The sequence below is a fragment of the Pseudomonas sp. YQ_6 genome, from assembly GCF_043103245.1.
Classification (GTDB): domain Bacteria; phylum Pseudomonadota; class Gammaproteobacteria; order Pseudomonadales; family Pseudomonadaceae; genus Aquipseudomonas; species Aquipseudomonas alloputida.
In genome coordinates this window covers 1-14950 of record NZ_JBICJR010000014.1, presented here as the reverse complement: position 1 = coordinate 14950, position 14950 = coordinate 1, and the positions used below count along the sequence as shown (strand labels likewise).

The following is a 14950-nucleotide window of genomic DNA, read 5'->3' as shown; positions in this document are numbered from 1 at the left end:
CGACTACGCCCTACCGGTGCCGCACCGGTGCAGGCCATGGCAATTTGCAGCCTGCAGCGTCAGCTTCTCTTTCCTGCGTCGTATACCGGGTGTGCCCAGCGAGTGATCGAACGCACCGTACGGGCGTCGCCGTCGGCTAGTTATGCGGTTGCTCACCCTCCACCCACTGCTGGTAGGTGATGCGGCTGATGTGCTCAGTACGATAGTCGTCGAGGAAGCGGTTGTGCTTGTTTTCTTCGGTGTGATGATGACGGAAGCCACACTTCGCCTGGGCAGCCTGTGACTGGCTGTTGTCAGTGTAGTAGCCACACCACAGTGCCTGCAGTTTCAGGGTTTCGAAGGCGTGGCGCATGACTTCCCGCACAGCCTCCGGAACCAGGCCTTTGCCCCAGTAGGGAACCCCGATCCAGTAGGAAATTTCACCTTCCTGTTCACTGATCTCGAAGTTGCTGTTACTGCCAGTCAGCAGGCCGACACAGCCTACGACACGTTGATTCTGCTTGAGCTCAAGGGCGTACACTTCGGGGTGGTTGAACACTTCGCGAATGACCTCGCGGCTGTGCTCCACACTGGTGTGCACAGGCCAGCCCGCAGCGGGGCCGACGCGCTCGTCCTTGGCATATTCGTACAAATCAGCAGCGTCGCTCTCCAGCCAAGGGCGAAGCAGCAAACGTTCGGTTTCCAATTTCATGTCCTGTACTCCTGTCTGGTCCGTTGGGCCAGCGTATGGCCGACTGGCCACGCGGTAAACGTCACTACCTTGGCATTATCGGTACTTTTCGAAACTGCACGGGTGCTTGATGTTAGGCTGTTGGCTCTATCTGGCGGTGGTACCGAGTGCGATGCATCACATTCCGAAACTTTACGCGGCTGGTGATCCGATCCAGACAGGTGAAAGCACGCTTGCCGACGGGCAGGGGGCGCCACTGTCGTTCGGTCATGCCTATCTGACACTGCTTGTGTGCCTGTCCGGGGCTGCCCGTTTCACGCTGAACTTCAAAGAGCATGCTGTCAGGCGCGCAGATGTGCTGGTGCTGGCCGAAGACACCATAGCCTTGCTCAAATGTCGCTCACGGCGTTTCAAGGTGTTTTTCTGCCTGATACCGCAAGCACTTGCTGCCGAGGTCGCCTACCCACTGCCCAATTCATTGTTCGTCTTTCTGCACGACCATCCGCACTGTGTACTTGCCGAAAGCGAGAGGCCGCTGCTGGAAGGGTGGCTGAGGCAGATGCGCGATATTGTGCGGTGCTGTGCCACTTATCAGCACATCATGCTGCGCAACCAGCTACAGAACCTTTTCCTGAAGATTGCCGAGCAGCTTCCCGTGTTACCGACAGCAGGCAGGGCGTTCAGCCGCAAGGAAGCGCTGAGTTGGCGATTCTGGGAGCTGGTAGGCAAACACAGCACCCGGCAGCGCGAGGTTAAGTTCTATGCCGACGCGCTTAACATCACCCCGTTCTATCTGTCGCAACTGACAAAGGTGTATTTCAATGCCAGCCCGAAAGGTTTGATCGATCGGCAGGTGACCTTGGAAATCAAGGCACTGCTTTCCTACAGTAATCACGCTGTCGGGCAAATTGCCGATGCGCTCAATTTTGCCGACGCGTCTTACCTGTGCCGCTATTTCAAGCGTCAGACCGGTTTTTCGCTTTCCAGCTACCGCAGGCAAGCGCAGAACGTGCAAGGGCAGGGCTGACGCTTGCACAGCGGCGCCTGCCGAGGGCGCTTATCAGCGTGCTCGGCAGGCACGGTATGCTATGGCGAGACCAGCACATCACACTGCGATTCGCTCAGTACATGCTTGGTGACGCTGCCCACCAGCAGTTCCTCCAGCGCGCTTGCCCCCTGCTTGCCGACCACGATCAGGTCGCACTCCAGCTCCTGTTCCTGCTCTGCAATGCGCCAGCCAGGGTCACCGTGCACAAGGATCTGCCGTGCATCGGCCAGGCCGGCAGCCTCACTCAGCGCCGCGAGCTGTACTTGTGCATCCTTGCGGATGACATTGCGGTAGTGGGTGAGGGTGTCGTGGTCGAGATGGGCGAAGCGCACGCTGGCTTCGAACGGGGCTTCGTACACATGCAGCAGAATGATCTGTGCTTGCGGTGCAATGGCCTTGGCCAATTCGATGGTGCGCAGTGAAACGGACGAAAAATCGACTGGCACCAGCACGGTGCGGTAGGCATCACGAGGGGCCGGCTTGACCACTAGCAAAGGGCAGGGCATGCGGTTGAGCAGTTTCTGCACGGTCGAGCCCAGCAGCAGGCGCCGTGCCACGCTCTGGCCCCTGGCCCCACACACCAGCAGGTCGCTGTGCTTGTCCTGCACCACCCGGTTGATCTCCGTGATCACCGAGCCGCTGGCGACCTGCACGCCAGCGGAGATACCGTAACGCTGGAACAGCAGCGCTGCCAGTGCGTGGGTTTTCTCGCCTGCGCTATCCAGTACGCGTTTCAACAGATCGTCATCAGGCGTCACCAACTGTTTGAGGCGCTCGAAGGGTGCCGGGTTGGCAACGTAGAGCAGGTCCAGCGAGGCCTGTTGCGCCTCGCTCAGGTAGGCAGCGCGCTCAGCGGCGTTGCGGGCATGTGGGGAAAGGTCGGTGGCAACCAGTATGTGTTTCATCGGGTTCATGTGGGGCTCCTTGGCCAAGGCCGCGCACAGCGATCAAGCGGTAAACCTTGAGCACTGTGCGCCTGGCGGTGCTTGAGTCATTCCTTGCGTGCAGCCATCGTCGCGCGAACCCGGCGCGAGGGCTTGATCTGGGTCAATGGCGTGCAGGTGTAGCGGCACGTCATGCCGCCAACAGCACTGCGGTGTAGCTGCAAGGCTGATTACCCAGGGCTGGCGGGCTGCCTCATTACTGTCTTGAACCTCAGCCTCTCAGCCCGGATTTCCCAGTGGCTTCTGCCATGAAACCGCATTAACTGTCGCAGCGCTGTCGGCCCTGCAACAGCAGCAGTTCGGTGAGCGTGTCCATGGCCGGTGTTGCCTGGCTGCCTTTACGGGTAACCAACTCGTAGGGGTCGCTGACCGAGCCCATGCTCAAGGGCAGTATGCTGACCTGTTGATTCATTGCACATTGCTGGGCCACGTCGATCGACACCAGCGCAACGAAGTCAGGACGGTTTTGCAACAGCGACAAGGTCGCCAGGATCGAAGTGGTTTCAACCAGGTGCAGCGGGAAGCGCAGCCCGGCATCGTGAAATTCGCGCTCCAGTTGCACGCGCATGGGCATGTTGGCCCGGTAGACGATCCAGCGGCTCTCGGCCAGGTCGGCAAGGATCAGGCTTGGCGCATGCTTGAGCGGGTGGTCGAGGTTGGCGATGACCGCCAGTGTCTCATCCTGGACAAAGGTGCTGGCGAACAGCTGCGGCGTATTGCTGACACTGGTGCGGCACAGGGCGATGTCCAGGCGGCCGCTCTCGATCTGGGTCAGCAGCGACTGGCTGGTGTCTTCGATGATTTCGAACGACATCTGCGGCTGGATGCTGGCCAGCTGTGACACCGCCTTCATCAGCAACGGCACCGCCCCCATGATCGCCCCCACAGCCAGCCGGCCGCCGACCCCACGCAGGATTGCATCCAGATCGTGCCGCAGGTTGGCGATATCGGTCTGCAACAGGCGTGCGTAGCGGATGGCGCAGTGTCCGGCGGCCGTGGGCTCCAGGCCTCGGTTGGTGCGGTTGAACAGCACAGTGCCGAAGGTGGTTTCGATTTCCTGCAAGGCCTTGCTGGCACCAGGCTGGGTAAGCCCGACGCTGCTTGCTGCACCGAGCAGCGAGCGGTGCTCGTCCAACTCGATCAACAAGCGCAGATGGCGGGCGTGCAGGCGGGACATGATCGAATTGAGCGATGGGGTCATCTGGTATTCGTCCTGGTTATACCGATATGGATTGTTCTCAATACCATGGCCAGCCGCGCATTCCTATACTGGCGCTGCACAGTGTCGCATCCAGTGCGGCTGAAACGCCCAGAATAATAAAGCCAGGAGCCTGCCAAGCCTTATGTCCCTGATCAACTACATCACCCAGATCCAATTCGATATCGGTGCCATTGCATGCCTGCCTGCCGAATGTGAGCGCATTGGTATAACCAGGCCTTTGATCGTGACCGACCGTGGCGTGCGTGCCGCCGGTATCGTCGATACGGCGTTGAACACCTTCGCCAGCGACACGGCACAACTGCCGATCTACGACGGTACGCCACCCAACCCCAACGAGCATGCCGTGCGTGAGGCTGTGGCCATGTTCAAGGCATATGGCTGTGATGGCATCATCGCCATTGGCGGTGGCTCGGCGATCGACCTGGCCAAGGGGGTGGCCGTGTGCGCCCGGCACGACGGCCCGTTGAAGGGTTTTGCGGTGATCGAGGGCGGCCTGGCCCGAATCACCTCGGCAACCGCGCCGGTGATTGCGGTGCCGACCACGGCCGGCACGGGGAGCGAGGTCGGGCGCGGTGCCATCCTGATACTCGACGACGGGCGCAAGGTGGGGGTGATCTCGCCCCATGTGGTGCCCAAGGCCGCCATCTGTGACCCGGCACTGACGCTCGGGCTGCCGGCACAACTCACGGCTGCCACCGGCATGGACGCGATTGCCCACTGCCTGGAAACCTTCATGGCACCGGCGTTCAACCCGCCTGCCGACGGCATTGCCCTGGACGGCCTGTGGCGGGCCTGGCGCTTCATCGAACGAGCCACCCGCGCGCCGGGCAACCTGGACGGGCGCATCAACATGATGAGCGCATCGCTGCAAGGGGCGCTGGCCTTCCAGAAAGGCCTGGGCTGCGTGCACAGCCTTAGCCACGCGTTGGGCGGGATCAACCCACGCCTGCACCACGGCACCCTCAATGCGATCTTCCTGCCTGCCGTCATCCGCTTCAACCGCACGGCCGAAACGGTGGTGAGTGAACACAAGATGCAACGCATCGCTCAGGCGATGGGGCTGGCCGATGACAGCCAGATCGAAGATGCCATTCGCGACATGACCCGTAGTCTGGGCCTGCCGACCGGCCTTGGCGAACTGGATGTCAGCCCGGACCTGTTCCCGCGCATCGTCCAGGGCGCGTTGGCTGATCACAGCCACCGCACCAACCCACGTGAGGCCTCTGCCGAGGATTACCAGTGGCTGCTTGAAGCGTCCATGTAAGCCGTTACCTGCTGTTCAACCAATAACAACAAAAGTGAACGCCCATGAATACCAAGTATGCGCAACCCGGGCTTGCCCGCGAACCTGAAGCGGTCGCCAGCTCGAACCCGTTCAGAAAGTACCAGGTCATCACCGTCAGCCTGTTGCTGGTGATCGGCATCATCAACTACGTCGACCGCAGTGCGCTGTCGATTGCCAATACGTCCATCCAGCGCGACATGGGCATCACGCCGTCACAGATGGGCATTCTGCTGTCGGCGTTTTCCCTGGCGTATGCCTTTTCGCAACTGCCCTTGGGCATGATCATCGACCGCCTGGGCAGCAAGATTTCGCTGGGGGCGGCCCTGCTGGGCTGGTCGGTGGCACAGACGGCTTCTGGCCTGATCAACAGTTTTTCTGCATTCATCGGGCTCAGGGTGGTGCTGGGAATTGGCGAGGCGCCGATGTTCCCGTCGGCGGCCAAGGCGCTGGCGGAGTGGTTCGAGGCCGAGAAGCGGGGTACGCCGACCGGCATCGTGCTGTCATCGACCTGCATCGGGCCGTGTCTGGCGCCGCCGTTGCTGACGCTGCTGATGATCACCTGGGGTTGGCGCGGCATGTTCATCGTCACCGGAGTGTTCGGCATTCTGGTTGCCGCCTGCTGGTTCGCCTTCTACAAAAGCAAGGCGCAGTACCTGGCCGAACTGCCTGCCGAGGAGCGTGAGCAGCTGCTGGCGGCCCAGGCGCATAAACAGGCGGTGGCAAGCGCCAGGCCCAGTGTGCAGGCACAACTGGCGGCGTGGGCCGAGCTGTTCCGCCACAAGAGCACCTGGGGCGCAGTACTGGGCTTCATGGGGGTGATCTACATGTTGTGGCTGCACCTGACCTGGCTGCCGGGCTACTTCGAGCGCGAGCATGGCTTGAGCCTGTACCAGACAGCCTGGGTGGTTTCGCTGGCCTATGTGTTCGGCGCGTTGGGCACCATTGTCGCGGGCCGCATCTGCGACCGCCTGGTGAAGAACGGTGCCAGTGTGCTGGGTAGCCGCAAGCGGGTTGTAGTGACTGCGTTGCTCGCGGCGGCCGCATTCACCGTTCCCCTGTCGTTCGGTAGCGGCTTCCTGCTCAGCGTGGCGCTGCTGTGTTGCGCGCTGTTCAGCGTGAACATGGCCAGCTCTACCGCATGGATGATCGCCAACACCGTGGTCGATAGCCAGCGTGTGGCCTCGTTTGGCTCGATCCAGAACTTCGGCGGCTACCTGGCAGGCTCTGTGGCGCCCATCGTGACCGGGTTCAGCATTCAGCAGACCGGGTCCTTCGCTTCGGCATTCCTGATCAGTGCCGCCGTGGCCGCGGTTGCTGCGATGGCTTATGTGTTGTTGTTGAAGCAGCCGGTTTCCACTGATCGCTGAGCATGCACCTGCAGGCGGATTTCATCAGGCAGTTCAATAACAATTTGTGATGATGGGCATCATGACAATATATTTATCATTATCAATTTCAGGCCATAGCATCTGTTACCTGCCATCGCCTATCTCAATGAGGTCTTGATGAACCGTTCGCTCTTCGTACACCAACGCACTGCAGCCTTGCTACTGCAACACTGGCGCAGCGGTGACCTGCTGACGGAACTGCCCGCCAGCCTCAAGCCCGAGACGTTGAAACAAGGCTATGACAGCCAGGACCAGTTGTTTGCTGCTGCCGCAGGCCAGCGCGCCGGGTGGAAGCTGGGCGTCGGCAGCCCAGCTGGCATGCGTGCAGGCAAGTTGTCGCGGCCCTTGATTGGCCAACTGGAAGCGGGGCGTTGCCATGCCGATGGCGCACATATCAAGCTGCCAGCGGTTACGCCGGTGACCATCGAATGCGAAATTGCCTTCGTGCTGGACCGGGATATTCCTCCGCAAGCCGGGCGCGTACCGGTGAGTGAGGATATTCGCGCCACGTGCGTCACCTTTGAAGTGGTGCGTTCGCGCTTTGTCGACCGCAAGGCTGTCGGCTGGCCAAGTTTTGTGGCTGACAACGTGGGGTTTGAAGCATTGGTGGTCGGCAATAGCCTGGGCGCTGGTATAAATGTGCCGTTGCTCGCTGACCTGGCCGAAACCACCGAGGTGCATGTGGATGGTCAACGGCGCGCCGGTGGCTTGTCTGGCGATGCGGCCACCGACCCGCTGGTGTCGCTGGCTCACCTGTACGCGCACGCTGCCGAGCGTGGCCAGACCCTGAAGGCCGGGGATGTCGTGACCACCGGGGCCATGTGCCAGCCGTTCGACCTGCATGAAACAGGCCACGAGGTCAGCGCCAGGTTCCTTGGCCAGACCCTGACGTTTACGCTGTAACGGCCGACCATTGCTCGAACGCTGCCTGCATTCTTTGCCGGGTCTGAGGGTCGGCGGGGATCAGGTGTTCGATGCGCAGTGACTGCACGGTGACATCCTGCGGCATGCCAAAGGTGGTGAACGTGGACAGGAACCGTAGCTCACCATATGGGGTGTTCACGCGGGTCAGCAGCAGAGGGGTGGCTGTCGTCATCTGGCACGGGCTTGCCGGGGCCGGCAAGTCGCGCAAGCGCGCTGCCAGTGCCGGATTGCCTGCGGCCTCCCGGGATGCACGTTGCCAGGCTGCAGCGCGGATTTCCGGCGCGTTGACCAGGTGATCACCCAGGCCACCGGGGCACAGCAGTGTCTGTAGCAGGTTGAGGCCGGTTGCCGGCTGTGCGCTGACACCGGCCATCGCCAACAGCAGCCCGGTACTGGCGTTGGCGGCGATGACGTCCCAGTGGCTATCGATGACGATCGCCGGAGCGGGGTTGTTCACCTGCAGAATATGCTCGATGGCAGTATTCACCAAGGCCAGTTCAGGCGCATCGAGCGGCGTGGCGGCGTAGCGGGGCGCGTATCCTGCAGCAACGAACACTTCGTTGCACCGCTCCAGCGGCGCATCCAGGGCTGAGAGCAGGGCATGCAACGTGCCTGGGCTGGCCTTTGCGCGTCCTGTTTCCACACAGCTCAGATGACGCTGCGACAGCCCCGTCAGCAGCGCCAGTTCCAGCTGGCTGAGGTTGGCCTGACGGCGCAGTTCGCGAAGATGCTGGCCCGCTGAGATGTGCGGGGCAGGGGTGCTGCGATGGAACAGATGCTGATTCATGCGTTGCCCTGATCGTCCTTGAGTGCAATGTCCATGACCTCACGGGTCATTGAGTGCAAGCAACCCTATCACTACTGTGCCGGCAAACCCTATCAAGGAGAGCTATATGGGCTTGCGTATCTGCGCGCTGGCAATACTGGTGCTGTTTTCGCTGTATACCGGCTGGACCATGCTGATTGCCGAGCAATCGCTGCTGGCATTCGGGCTGGCACTGCTGGCGCAGGCGGACACGGCCCAGGTGGTCATCGACCTGTACCTGATGGCCGGGCTGGCCGGTTGCTGGATGGTGAGAGACAACCGCATGCGCGGCAGAGCCGGGATCGCGGTGCTGCCTTACCTGCTGCTGACCGTCGTGTTCGTTTCGCTGGGGCCGTTGCTGTACCTGGTGACCAGAGGCGTTGCCGAGGGGCGCCAGCCATGAGCAGTGCCTTGCAGGTTTATGCGCTGTGTGTGGTGCTGCTGTTCCTCAAGATGTTCCTGGTTTCCTGCTATCAGGGCTATCACCGCTTGCGCTTCGTCGCGTTCACCAACCCGGAGGACGCTGCCGTGTTCAGGCGCATCGCCCAGGCCGCAGAACGCCCGCAGGTGATACGTGCTGCCAAGGTTTGGGCCAACGACCTGGAGAACATTCCCATGTTCTTTGCCCTCGGCGGGCTGGCTGTTGCGCTGGAAGCCGCCACGCTACCGGTGCTGTGGCTGAGTGTGGTGTTCACGGTTGCAAGGGTCCTGCACACGCTGGCCTACCTGCGGGGTTTGCAGCCCTGGAGAACGTTGTTCTATGGCATCGGGGTCATTTGCCTGCTGGGATTCTGCTCACTCATCACCGCGAGAATAGGCGGCTGAACCAAAATATTGCATGAGTCATCTTGATGCTTTCACATAGCAGTACTAATACTTAAGCACTGCCGAAGGGGATGATCATGCAGACACGCTTCGTTGTGGTTCCCGCAGTGCCACTCAAGAAAGAGGCTTATCCTCGGCGGCTTGGCTTTCCTGCCGCACTGGGGGAGGGTTACGACCTCTACGACACCCAGGACAAGATGCGTCTGAGCCTGAACTTTTCCACCCGTGCCCAGGCTGAGTTCGAATGTGCATGCCGCAACCGCTGTGCGGATGCCGGTGATACAGGTCTCGCCGGCATCGGTTGATCGCCTGCAGGGGCCAGGTTCCTGTTCCCGGTGCCGCATTGCATGGTCTATCGACACATTCAAGCGTTAGCGTCGAGACTGGAGCCGTTCCAGGGTTCCGGCTCGGCGCCTGATGGCACAGTCAATAAGCTCTACCGCGCGGCCTGCCATTCAATAGTCACAAAGTTGTAACACAGCTGATGCAAAGTGTGCCGGCCATCACATGGAGCACATTTTGATGAAACGCCTGATGAAGTCTGCTGCACTCGCCGTTGCCGTTTCCCTTTGCGCCACCTCGGCAGCCTTTGCTGCAGAAAACGTTCGGTTGACCGGTTCGGGCGCCAGCTTCCCTGCACCGATCTACCTGACCTGGTTCAAGGACTTCAGCAAGAACACGGCTGGGGTCACCGTCGATTACCAGTCCAAGGGCAGCGGCGCGGGCGTTCAGGACTTCCTGAACAAGACCGTCGACTTCGCCGCCAGCGACTCGGCCATGAGCGAAGCAGACATTGCCAAGGTTGGCGAAGGCGTGCAGTTGCTGCCAATGACCGCCGGTGAAATCGTCCTGGCTTACAACCTGCCGGGCAACCCTAAAGGGCTGAAGCTGCCGCGCGACGTCTACTCCAATATCTTCCTCGGCAAGATCACCCAGTGGAACGACCCGCAAATCGCGGCGGCCAACCCAGACCTGAAGCTGCCTGCCACCCCGATCACCGTGGTTGTGCGTGCCGACTCCAGCGGCACCACTGCCGTCTTCACCAAGCACCTGTCGGCCATCAACGCTGACTTCAAGCAAGGGCTGGGTGAAGGCAATACCGTCAACTGGCCGGCCACCGACAAGTTCATCAAGTCGCCGAAGAACGACGGCGTAACCGCCACCGTCCGCCAGACCCCGGGCGCCATCGGCTACATCGAGTACGGCTTCGCCAAGCTGGCCAAGGTCGACTTCGCCATGTTGCAGAACAAGGCCGGCCAATACGTCGTGCCGAATGCCGAGAGCGGTGCCGAAGCACTGGCTGCGGTGAACATGCCGGAAAACCTGGTGGCCTGGCTGCCTGACCCGGACGGTGCCAAGTCCTACCCGATCACTTCCTATACCTGGATGATTTTCCGCAAGGACAACGGCAACCCGGAAAAAGCCAAGGCCATGCGTGAAATGGTCGAGTACAGCCTGACCAAAGGCCAGACCATCGCCGACTCGATGGGTTACATCCCGCTACCGCCGTCGGTAGTAGACCAGGTGCGTAAAGCGTCCGCCAACATCCAGTAATACCCAGGCGCTCCCGGTATCGGCATGAAGCCGTGCCGGGGGTGTTTGTCCCTTGTCCCGGAACTCGCCAATGAACACACCTTTTGCCATACCGGATAACCCCGACTCCGCGTGCCAGCCACCGTCTGCGAAAGACTTTCTGGTCGATCGCACCTTCCGTGCGCTTGCGCGCATTGGCGTGGTGCTGGTACTGGCGCTGGTCTTCGCGCTGGTCTACGAAGTGGGCCGCAAGGCGCTGCCCGGCATTGAAAAGCACGGTTTTGACGTGTTGTTCGGCAGCGTCTGGGACGTTAACCAAGGCAAGTACGGTATTCTGCCAGCGATCTGGGGTACGCTGTACAGCGCCTTGATCGCCCTGTTGATCGCCGGTTTCTTCGGCGTCAGCATGGCCATTTTCCTGACCCAGGATTTCCTTCCGGCCAAGCTTGCCGCGGTGTTTCGCACCATCGTCGAGTTGCTCGCCGCCATCCCCAGCGTGGTGTACGGCCTGTGGGGCATCTATGTGGTCATCCCGGCGATTCGCCCGTTGACCGCCTGGCTGAACAGCGAGCTGGGCTGGATCCCGTTTTTCGGCACCTCCCTGAGTGGCCCAGGCCTGCTGCCTGCGGCGCTGGTGCTGGCGATCATGATCCTGCCGACCATCGCTGCGGTTTCCCAGGATGCGCTGACCAGCGTACCGATGAAAACCAAGCAGGCTGCCTACGGCATGGGTACCACCCACTGGGAAGCCATCCTCAAGGTGATGGTGCCCTCGGCGGCTACCGGCATCTTCGGTTCGCTGGTGCTGGGCCTGGGCCGTGCACTCGGTGAAACCATGGCGCTGGCCATGCTGGTCGGCAACGCCAACACCATTTCCCTGTCCTTGTTCGCACCGGCCAACACCCTGGCGGCGCTGCTGGCGCTGAACTTCCCGGAAGCCGGCCCGAACGAGGTCGAAGTGCTGATGTACGCGGCACTGGTACTGATGTTCATCACCCTGCTGGTGAACGTTCTCGGCTCGATGATCATGCTCTACGCCCAGCGTGGTAACAAACAATGACTGACCTGACGACCCCTGTAGCCGCGTTGCCCAGCCTGCAGCGCAAGCTGGAAGGCCGTGCCCTGCGCAGCCTGATCCTGACCACGCTGGCCTGGTTCGCGGCACTGGTGGCCAGCGTGCCGCTGATTTCCGTGCTGTACATGCTGATCACCCGCGGTGGCGCACGGCTCAACCTGGAAGTGTTCACCGAACTGCCACCTACCGGTTTCGAAATGGGCGGCGGCTTCGGCAACGCCATGGCCGGTACCTTCGTGATGGTCGGCATTGCCGCCGCCATCGCCGTTCCGGTCGGTATTTTGGCAGCGGTGTTCCTGGCCGAGCTCGGCCCCGACAGCAAGCTGGCCAACGCTGCGCGCTTTGCCGCCAAGATGCTCACTGGCCTGCCATCGATCCTGGCCGGGGTGTTCGCCTACGCCCTGGTGGTGATGACCACCGGTACCTACTCGGCACCGGCAGGCGGCGTGGCCCTGGCGGTGCTGATGCTGCCGATTGTGGTGCTGACCGCCGAAGAGTCGATGAAGATGGTGCCCAAGATCATGAAGGACGCTGCCTACGGCATGGGTTGCACCCGCGCCCAGGTCATCTGGAAGATCGTGCTGCCTACCGGCCTGCCGGCCATCCTCACCGGCGTCATGCTTGCCGTGGCCCGCGCCGCTGGCGAAACCGCGCCACTGCTGTTCACCGCGTTGTTCAGCAACTACTGGATCTACCATGACGGCAGCCTGGAGGTCATGAACCCTACGGCCTCGCTCGCCGTCCTTATCTACAACTTCTCCGGCATGCCGTTCGACAACCAGCTTGAGCTCGCCTGGGCGGCCTCGCTGGTGCTGGTAATGATCGTGCTGGTAATCAACATTCTGAGCCGAGTCTTCGGCAAGCCCAAGTATTGAGAAAGGGAGCATCCAACTTGAACGTATCCACTGCGCAAAGAGCCGCTCCCCTGGTCAGCGAAGCCCCCATCGTCATGGACTGCAAGCTCGACAAGATTTTCTACGGTAACTTCATGGCCGTGCGTGACAGCCATGTGCCGATCAGGAAAAACGAGATCACCGGTTTCATCGGCCCGTCGGGCTGCGGCAAGAGTACCGTGCTGCGTAGCTTGAACCGTATGAATGACTTGGTGAAGGGCTTCCGCTTCGAAGGCCATGTGCACTTTCTTGGGCAGGATGTCTACGGCAAGGGCGTCGACCCTGTTGTAGTGCGCCGCTATATCGGCATGGTGTTCCAGCAGCCCAACCCGTTCTCGATGAGCATCTTCGACAATGTGGCCTTCGGCCTGCGCCTGAACCGCTACAAAGGCGACTTGGGCGATCGCGTGAAGCACGCCTTGCAAGGCGCCGCGCTGTGGGACGAAGTGAAGGACAAGCTCAAGGTCAGCGGGCTGTCGCTGTCCGGTGGCCAGCAGCAGCGCCTGTGCATCGCCCGTGCGATCGCCACCGAGCCGGAAGTGCTTTTGCTGGACGAGCCCTGCTCGGCACTCGACCCGATTGCCACCCGCCGCGTGGAAGAGCTGATGGTCGAGCTGAAAAAGGACTACACCATCGCCCTGGTGACCCATAACATGCAGCAGGCGATTCGTGTGGCCGACACCACCGCGTTCTTCTCGGTGGATATTTCCCAGGGCACGCGCACCGGCTACCTGGTCGAGATGGGCCCAACCGCGCAGATTTTCCAGAACCCGCGCGAGCAGCTGACCAGCGACTACATCAGCGGCAAGTTCAGCTGAGCCCTGCAAGCCCAAGGTGGGCGGGTGTTGCAGCCAGGAAGGTTGCAACACCCGGCCGCGTTACCTTCCGTTAAAGTGTTACCCGGGATTACCAATGCGAGCGACGCGTCGTCTTGATCTGTCAGCGGTAGAGCGCGCACTGCGCGAGGTGCAGGGCCGTTTTGCCGAACTCAGCCAGCATTTCACCGAGCCGCGGGACCCGTTTACCGACGAGGTGCTGCTGAATGTGGTTGAAGGCTATGCGCTGATTGACGACTATGTCGCTCGCGGTATCGACCTGTTCGACCTGCAACAGCTGAACCTGATGCTGGAAATCAATGCCACCGTGCTATGCGGTAGCGATCCGGCCCGTCGCCTGGAATTCGCCCCGCACCTTGCGGCAACCGAAGCGCACTTTTTCAACAACGTGGAAGGTGGCATCAAGGATTTGTACAACTGGTACTGCGCGTACCGCAGCGATTCCATCTGGAAGCGGGCAGCGGGTGTGTATGTACGGATTCTCAGCAAGCCGCAGCTGTTCATCGAAGGCAACAATCGCACGGGTTCGCTTATTGTCAGCTATTTGCTGATGCGTGCCGGTCTGCCGCCATTCGTGCTGTCGCTGGACAACGCCGAGGGTTACTTCAACCCGTCCTCGGTCATACGCAACTCCGCCAAACACGGTGTCAAGGCTTTGTACGAGCTCCCCAAGATCAAGAAAAAGTACGCCGCGTTCCTGGAAGCGAAGGCGCCTGAGCCCGGCAAGTTCTTCCTGAACGGCACGCCCGTGCCTGCCTGCGAGGGGAGCCGCTGATGCAAGGTTCATCCCTGTTCGTACGAGGGCGGCAAGCTATCGAGCGCAAGCTCAAGCGTGGCCAGGTACGCATTTCGTTCGATATCGACGACACGTTGGCCTGCCTGCCCGAACACGCCGCCGCCGAGGACAGCAAGCTGCCGGGGTTCGTCCATCGCTGGCTGGGTGAGCCCCTGCGCAGCGGCAGCCGCGAACTGATCCGCGACCTGCGCCGCCAGGGCTGCAGCATCTGGATCTACACCTCCTCGGGGCGTACCCCGGCTTACATCCGCCGCTGGCTGATGCTTTACGGCATTCATGTCGATGGCGTGGTCAACAGCGATCGGCACCAGCACATCCTGGCCCAGCGAGGGCTGGAAAACTCACCCTCCAAGCTGCCTTCGGCTTTTGATATCGATCTGCACGTAGATGATTCCGAAGGTGTGCGCCTGGAAGGTGTCGACCACGGTTTCCGCGTGGTGGTGGTGTGTCCGAAGGATGAGCACTGGGCGCAGAAGGTGAAGGACGCGGTGGTGGATGTGCAGGCACGGCTGGCCTGGCAGCAACCGCACCGTTATGAAATGCCCGCTTGCCAGCGTTCGCAGGCACTGGCTTCCTGAAGCCAGGAGATTCCGCTCAGACAATGTAATTGGGGCTGCTTTGCAGCCCTTCGCGGGCTCGCCCGCTCCCACAGGGGTCGTGGATCCTGAAATTGGACTGCCCCCCAAAAGTTGGACAGTTTTAAGCT

Annotated in this window: 17 protein-coding genes; 13 read left to right on the top strand and 4 right to left on the bottom strand. The window is 61.2% G+C overall.

Going from position 1 to position 14950, the window contains the following annotated elements; genetic code table 11:
• Positions 1 to 136 precede the first annotated feature (136 nt).
• Positions 137 to 691: a GNAT family N-acetyltransferase gene (locus ACF8FG_RS04235; protein WP_041167019.1), complete on the bottom strand. Its 555-nt coding sequence runs from the start codon at positions 689 to 691 to the stop codon at positions 137 to 139.
• A gap of 151 nt (positions 692 to 842) precedes the next feature.
• Here ACF8FG_RS04235 and ACF8FG_RS04230 point away from each other — a divergent pair, with 151 nt between their 5' ends.
• Positions 843 to 1697 (top strand): helix-turn-helix transcriptional regulator, encoded by an 855-nt coding sequence (locus ACF8FG_RS04230; protein ID WP_014591406.1) that lies wholly within the window; start codon positions 843 to 845, stop codon positions 1695 to 1697.
• 59 nt (positions 1698 to 1756) lie between these two features.
• Here the strand turns inward: ACF8FG_RS04230 and ACF8FG_RS04225 are convergent, their stop codons facing one another.
• On the bottom strand, positions 1757 to 2632 hold the full coding sequence (locus ACF8FG_RS04225; RefSeq protein WP_076402935.1) for a universal stress protein: 876 nt from the start codon (positions 2630 to 2632) through the stop codon (positions 1757 to 1759).
• 289 nt (positions 2633 to 2921) lie between these two features.
• Positions 2922 to 3863, bottom strand: coding sequence for a LysR family transcriptional regulator (locus ACF8FG_RS04220; protein ID WP_318080655.1), 942 nt, complete (start codon positions 3861 to 3863; stop codon positions 2922 to 2924).
• A 142-nt stretch (positions 3864 to 4005) separates the two neighbouring features.
• On the opposite strand from ACF8FG_RS04220, the gene ACF8FG_RS04215 reads away from it, so the two are divergent.
• From ACF8FG_RS04215 to ACF8FG_RS04205, 3 genes are all read left to right on the top strand, one after another.
• A complete protein-coding gene (locus ACF8FG_RS04215; RefSeq protein ID WP_070383823.1) occupies positions 4006 to 5148 on the top strand; it encodes an iron-containing alcohol dehydrogenase in 1143 nt (380 codons plus the stop codon).
• Positions 5149 to 5192: 44 nt separating this feature from the next.
• Positions 5193 to 6536: an MFS transporter gene (locus tag ACF8FG_RS04210; protein WP_119713887.1), complete on the top strand. Its 1344-nt coding sequence runs from the start codon at positions 5193 to 5195 to the stop codon at positions 6534 to 6536.
• 138 nt (positions 6537 to 6674) lie between these two features.
• The gene (locus ACF8FG_RS04205) at positions 6675 to 7460 is read left to right on the top strand and encodes a 2-keto-4-pentenoate hydratase (RefSeq protein WP_014591402.1); all 786 of its coding nucleotides are present in this window, start codon (positions 6675 to 6677) and stop codon (positions 7458 to 7460) included.
• On the opposite strand, the gene ACF8FG_RS04200 is transcribed toward ACF8FG_RS04205, so the two are convergent.
• A complete protein-coding gene (locus ACF8FG_RS04200) occupies positions 7450 to 8268 on the bottom strand; it encodes a helix-turn-helix domain-containing protein (protein WP_003254128.1) in 819 nt (272 codons plus the stop codon). The genes ACF8FG_RS04205 and ACF8FG_RS04200 overlap by 11 nt on opposite strands.
• 106 nt (positions 8269 to 8374) lie before the next feature.
• On the opposite strand from ACF8FG_RS04200, the gene ACF8FG_RS04195 reads away from it, so the two are divergent.
• The 9 genes from ACF8FG_RS04195 to ACF8FG_RS04155 all read left to right on the top strand — a co-directional run bounded on the left by ACF8FG_RS04195 (position 8375) and on the right by ACF8FG_RS04155 (position 14822).
• Positions 8375 to 8689: a hypothetical protein gene (locus tag ACF8FG_RS04195; protein ID WP_014591401.1), complete on the top strand. Its 315-nt coding sequence runs from the start codon at positions 8375 to 8377 to the stop codon at positions 8687 to 8689.
• The gene (locus ACF8FG_RS04190) at positions 8686 to 9111 is read left to right on the top strand and encodes an MAPEG family protein (RefSeq protein ID WP_019439087.1); all 426 of its coding nucleotides are present in this window, start codon (positions 8686 to 8688) and stop codon (positions 9109 to 9111) included. The genes ACF8FG_RS04195 and ACF8FG_RS04190 overlap by 4 nt, the downstream gene beginning before the upstream one ends.
• Positions 9112 to 9182: 71 nt before the next feature.
• Positions 9183 to 9416 (top strand): hypothetical protein, encoded by a 234-nt coding sequence (locus ACF8FG_RS04185; RefSeq protein ID WP_014591399.1) that lies wholly within the window; start codon positions 9183 to 9185, stop codon positions 9414 to 9416.
• Positions 9417 to 9633: 217 nt separating this feature from the next.
• Positions 9634 to 10665, top strand: coding sequence for a phosphate ABC transporter substrate-binding protein PstS (gene pstS, locus ACF8FG_RS04180; RefSeq protein ID WP_003254123.1), 1032 nt, complete (start codon positions 9634 to 9636; stop codon positions 10663 to 10665).
• Positions 10666 to 10735: 70 nt separating this feature from the next.
• Positions 10736 to 11704 carry a phosphate ABC transporter permease subunit PstC gene (gene pstC / locus ACF8FG_RS04175; RefSeq protein WP_004574212.1) on the top strand — a complete coding sequence of 323 codons (969 nt, stop codon included), beginning with the start codon at positions 10736 to 10738 and terminating at the stop codon, positions 11702 to 11704.
• Positions 11701 to 12594, top strand: a complete 894-nt coding sequence (gene pstA, locus ACF8FG_RS04170; protein ID WP_014591397.1) for a phosphate ABC transporter permease PstA — start codon at positions 11701 to 11703, stop codon at positions 12592 to 12594. The genes pstC and pstA overlap by 4 nt, the downstream gene beginning before the upstream one ends.
• A gap of 74 nt (positions 12595 to 12668) precedes the next feature.
• The gene (gene pstB / locus ACF8FG_RS04165) at positions 12669 to 13430 is read left to right on the top strand and encodes a phosphate ABC transporter ATP-binding protein PstB (protein WP_017148287.1); all 762 of its coding nucleotides are present in this window, start codon (positions 12669 to 12671) and stop codon (positions 13428 to 13430) included.
• 94 nt (positions 13431 to 13524) lie between these two features.
• Positions 13525 to 14223, top strand: a complete 699-nt coding sequence (locus ACF8FG_RS04160) for a hypothetical protein (protein ID WP_004574211.1) — start codon at positions 13525 to 13527, stop codon at positions 14221 to 14223.
• The gene (locus tag ACF8FG_RS04155; protein ID WP_318080656.1) at positions 14223 to 14822 is read left to right on the top strand and encodes a hypothetical protein; all 600 of its coding nucleotides are present in this window, start codon (positions 14223 to 14225) and stop codon (positions 14820 to 14822) included. Before ACF8FG_RS04160 ends, ACF8FG_RS04155 begins: the two co-directional genes overlap by 1 nt.
• Positions 14823 to 14950: the final 128 nt, after the last annotated feature.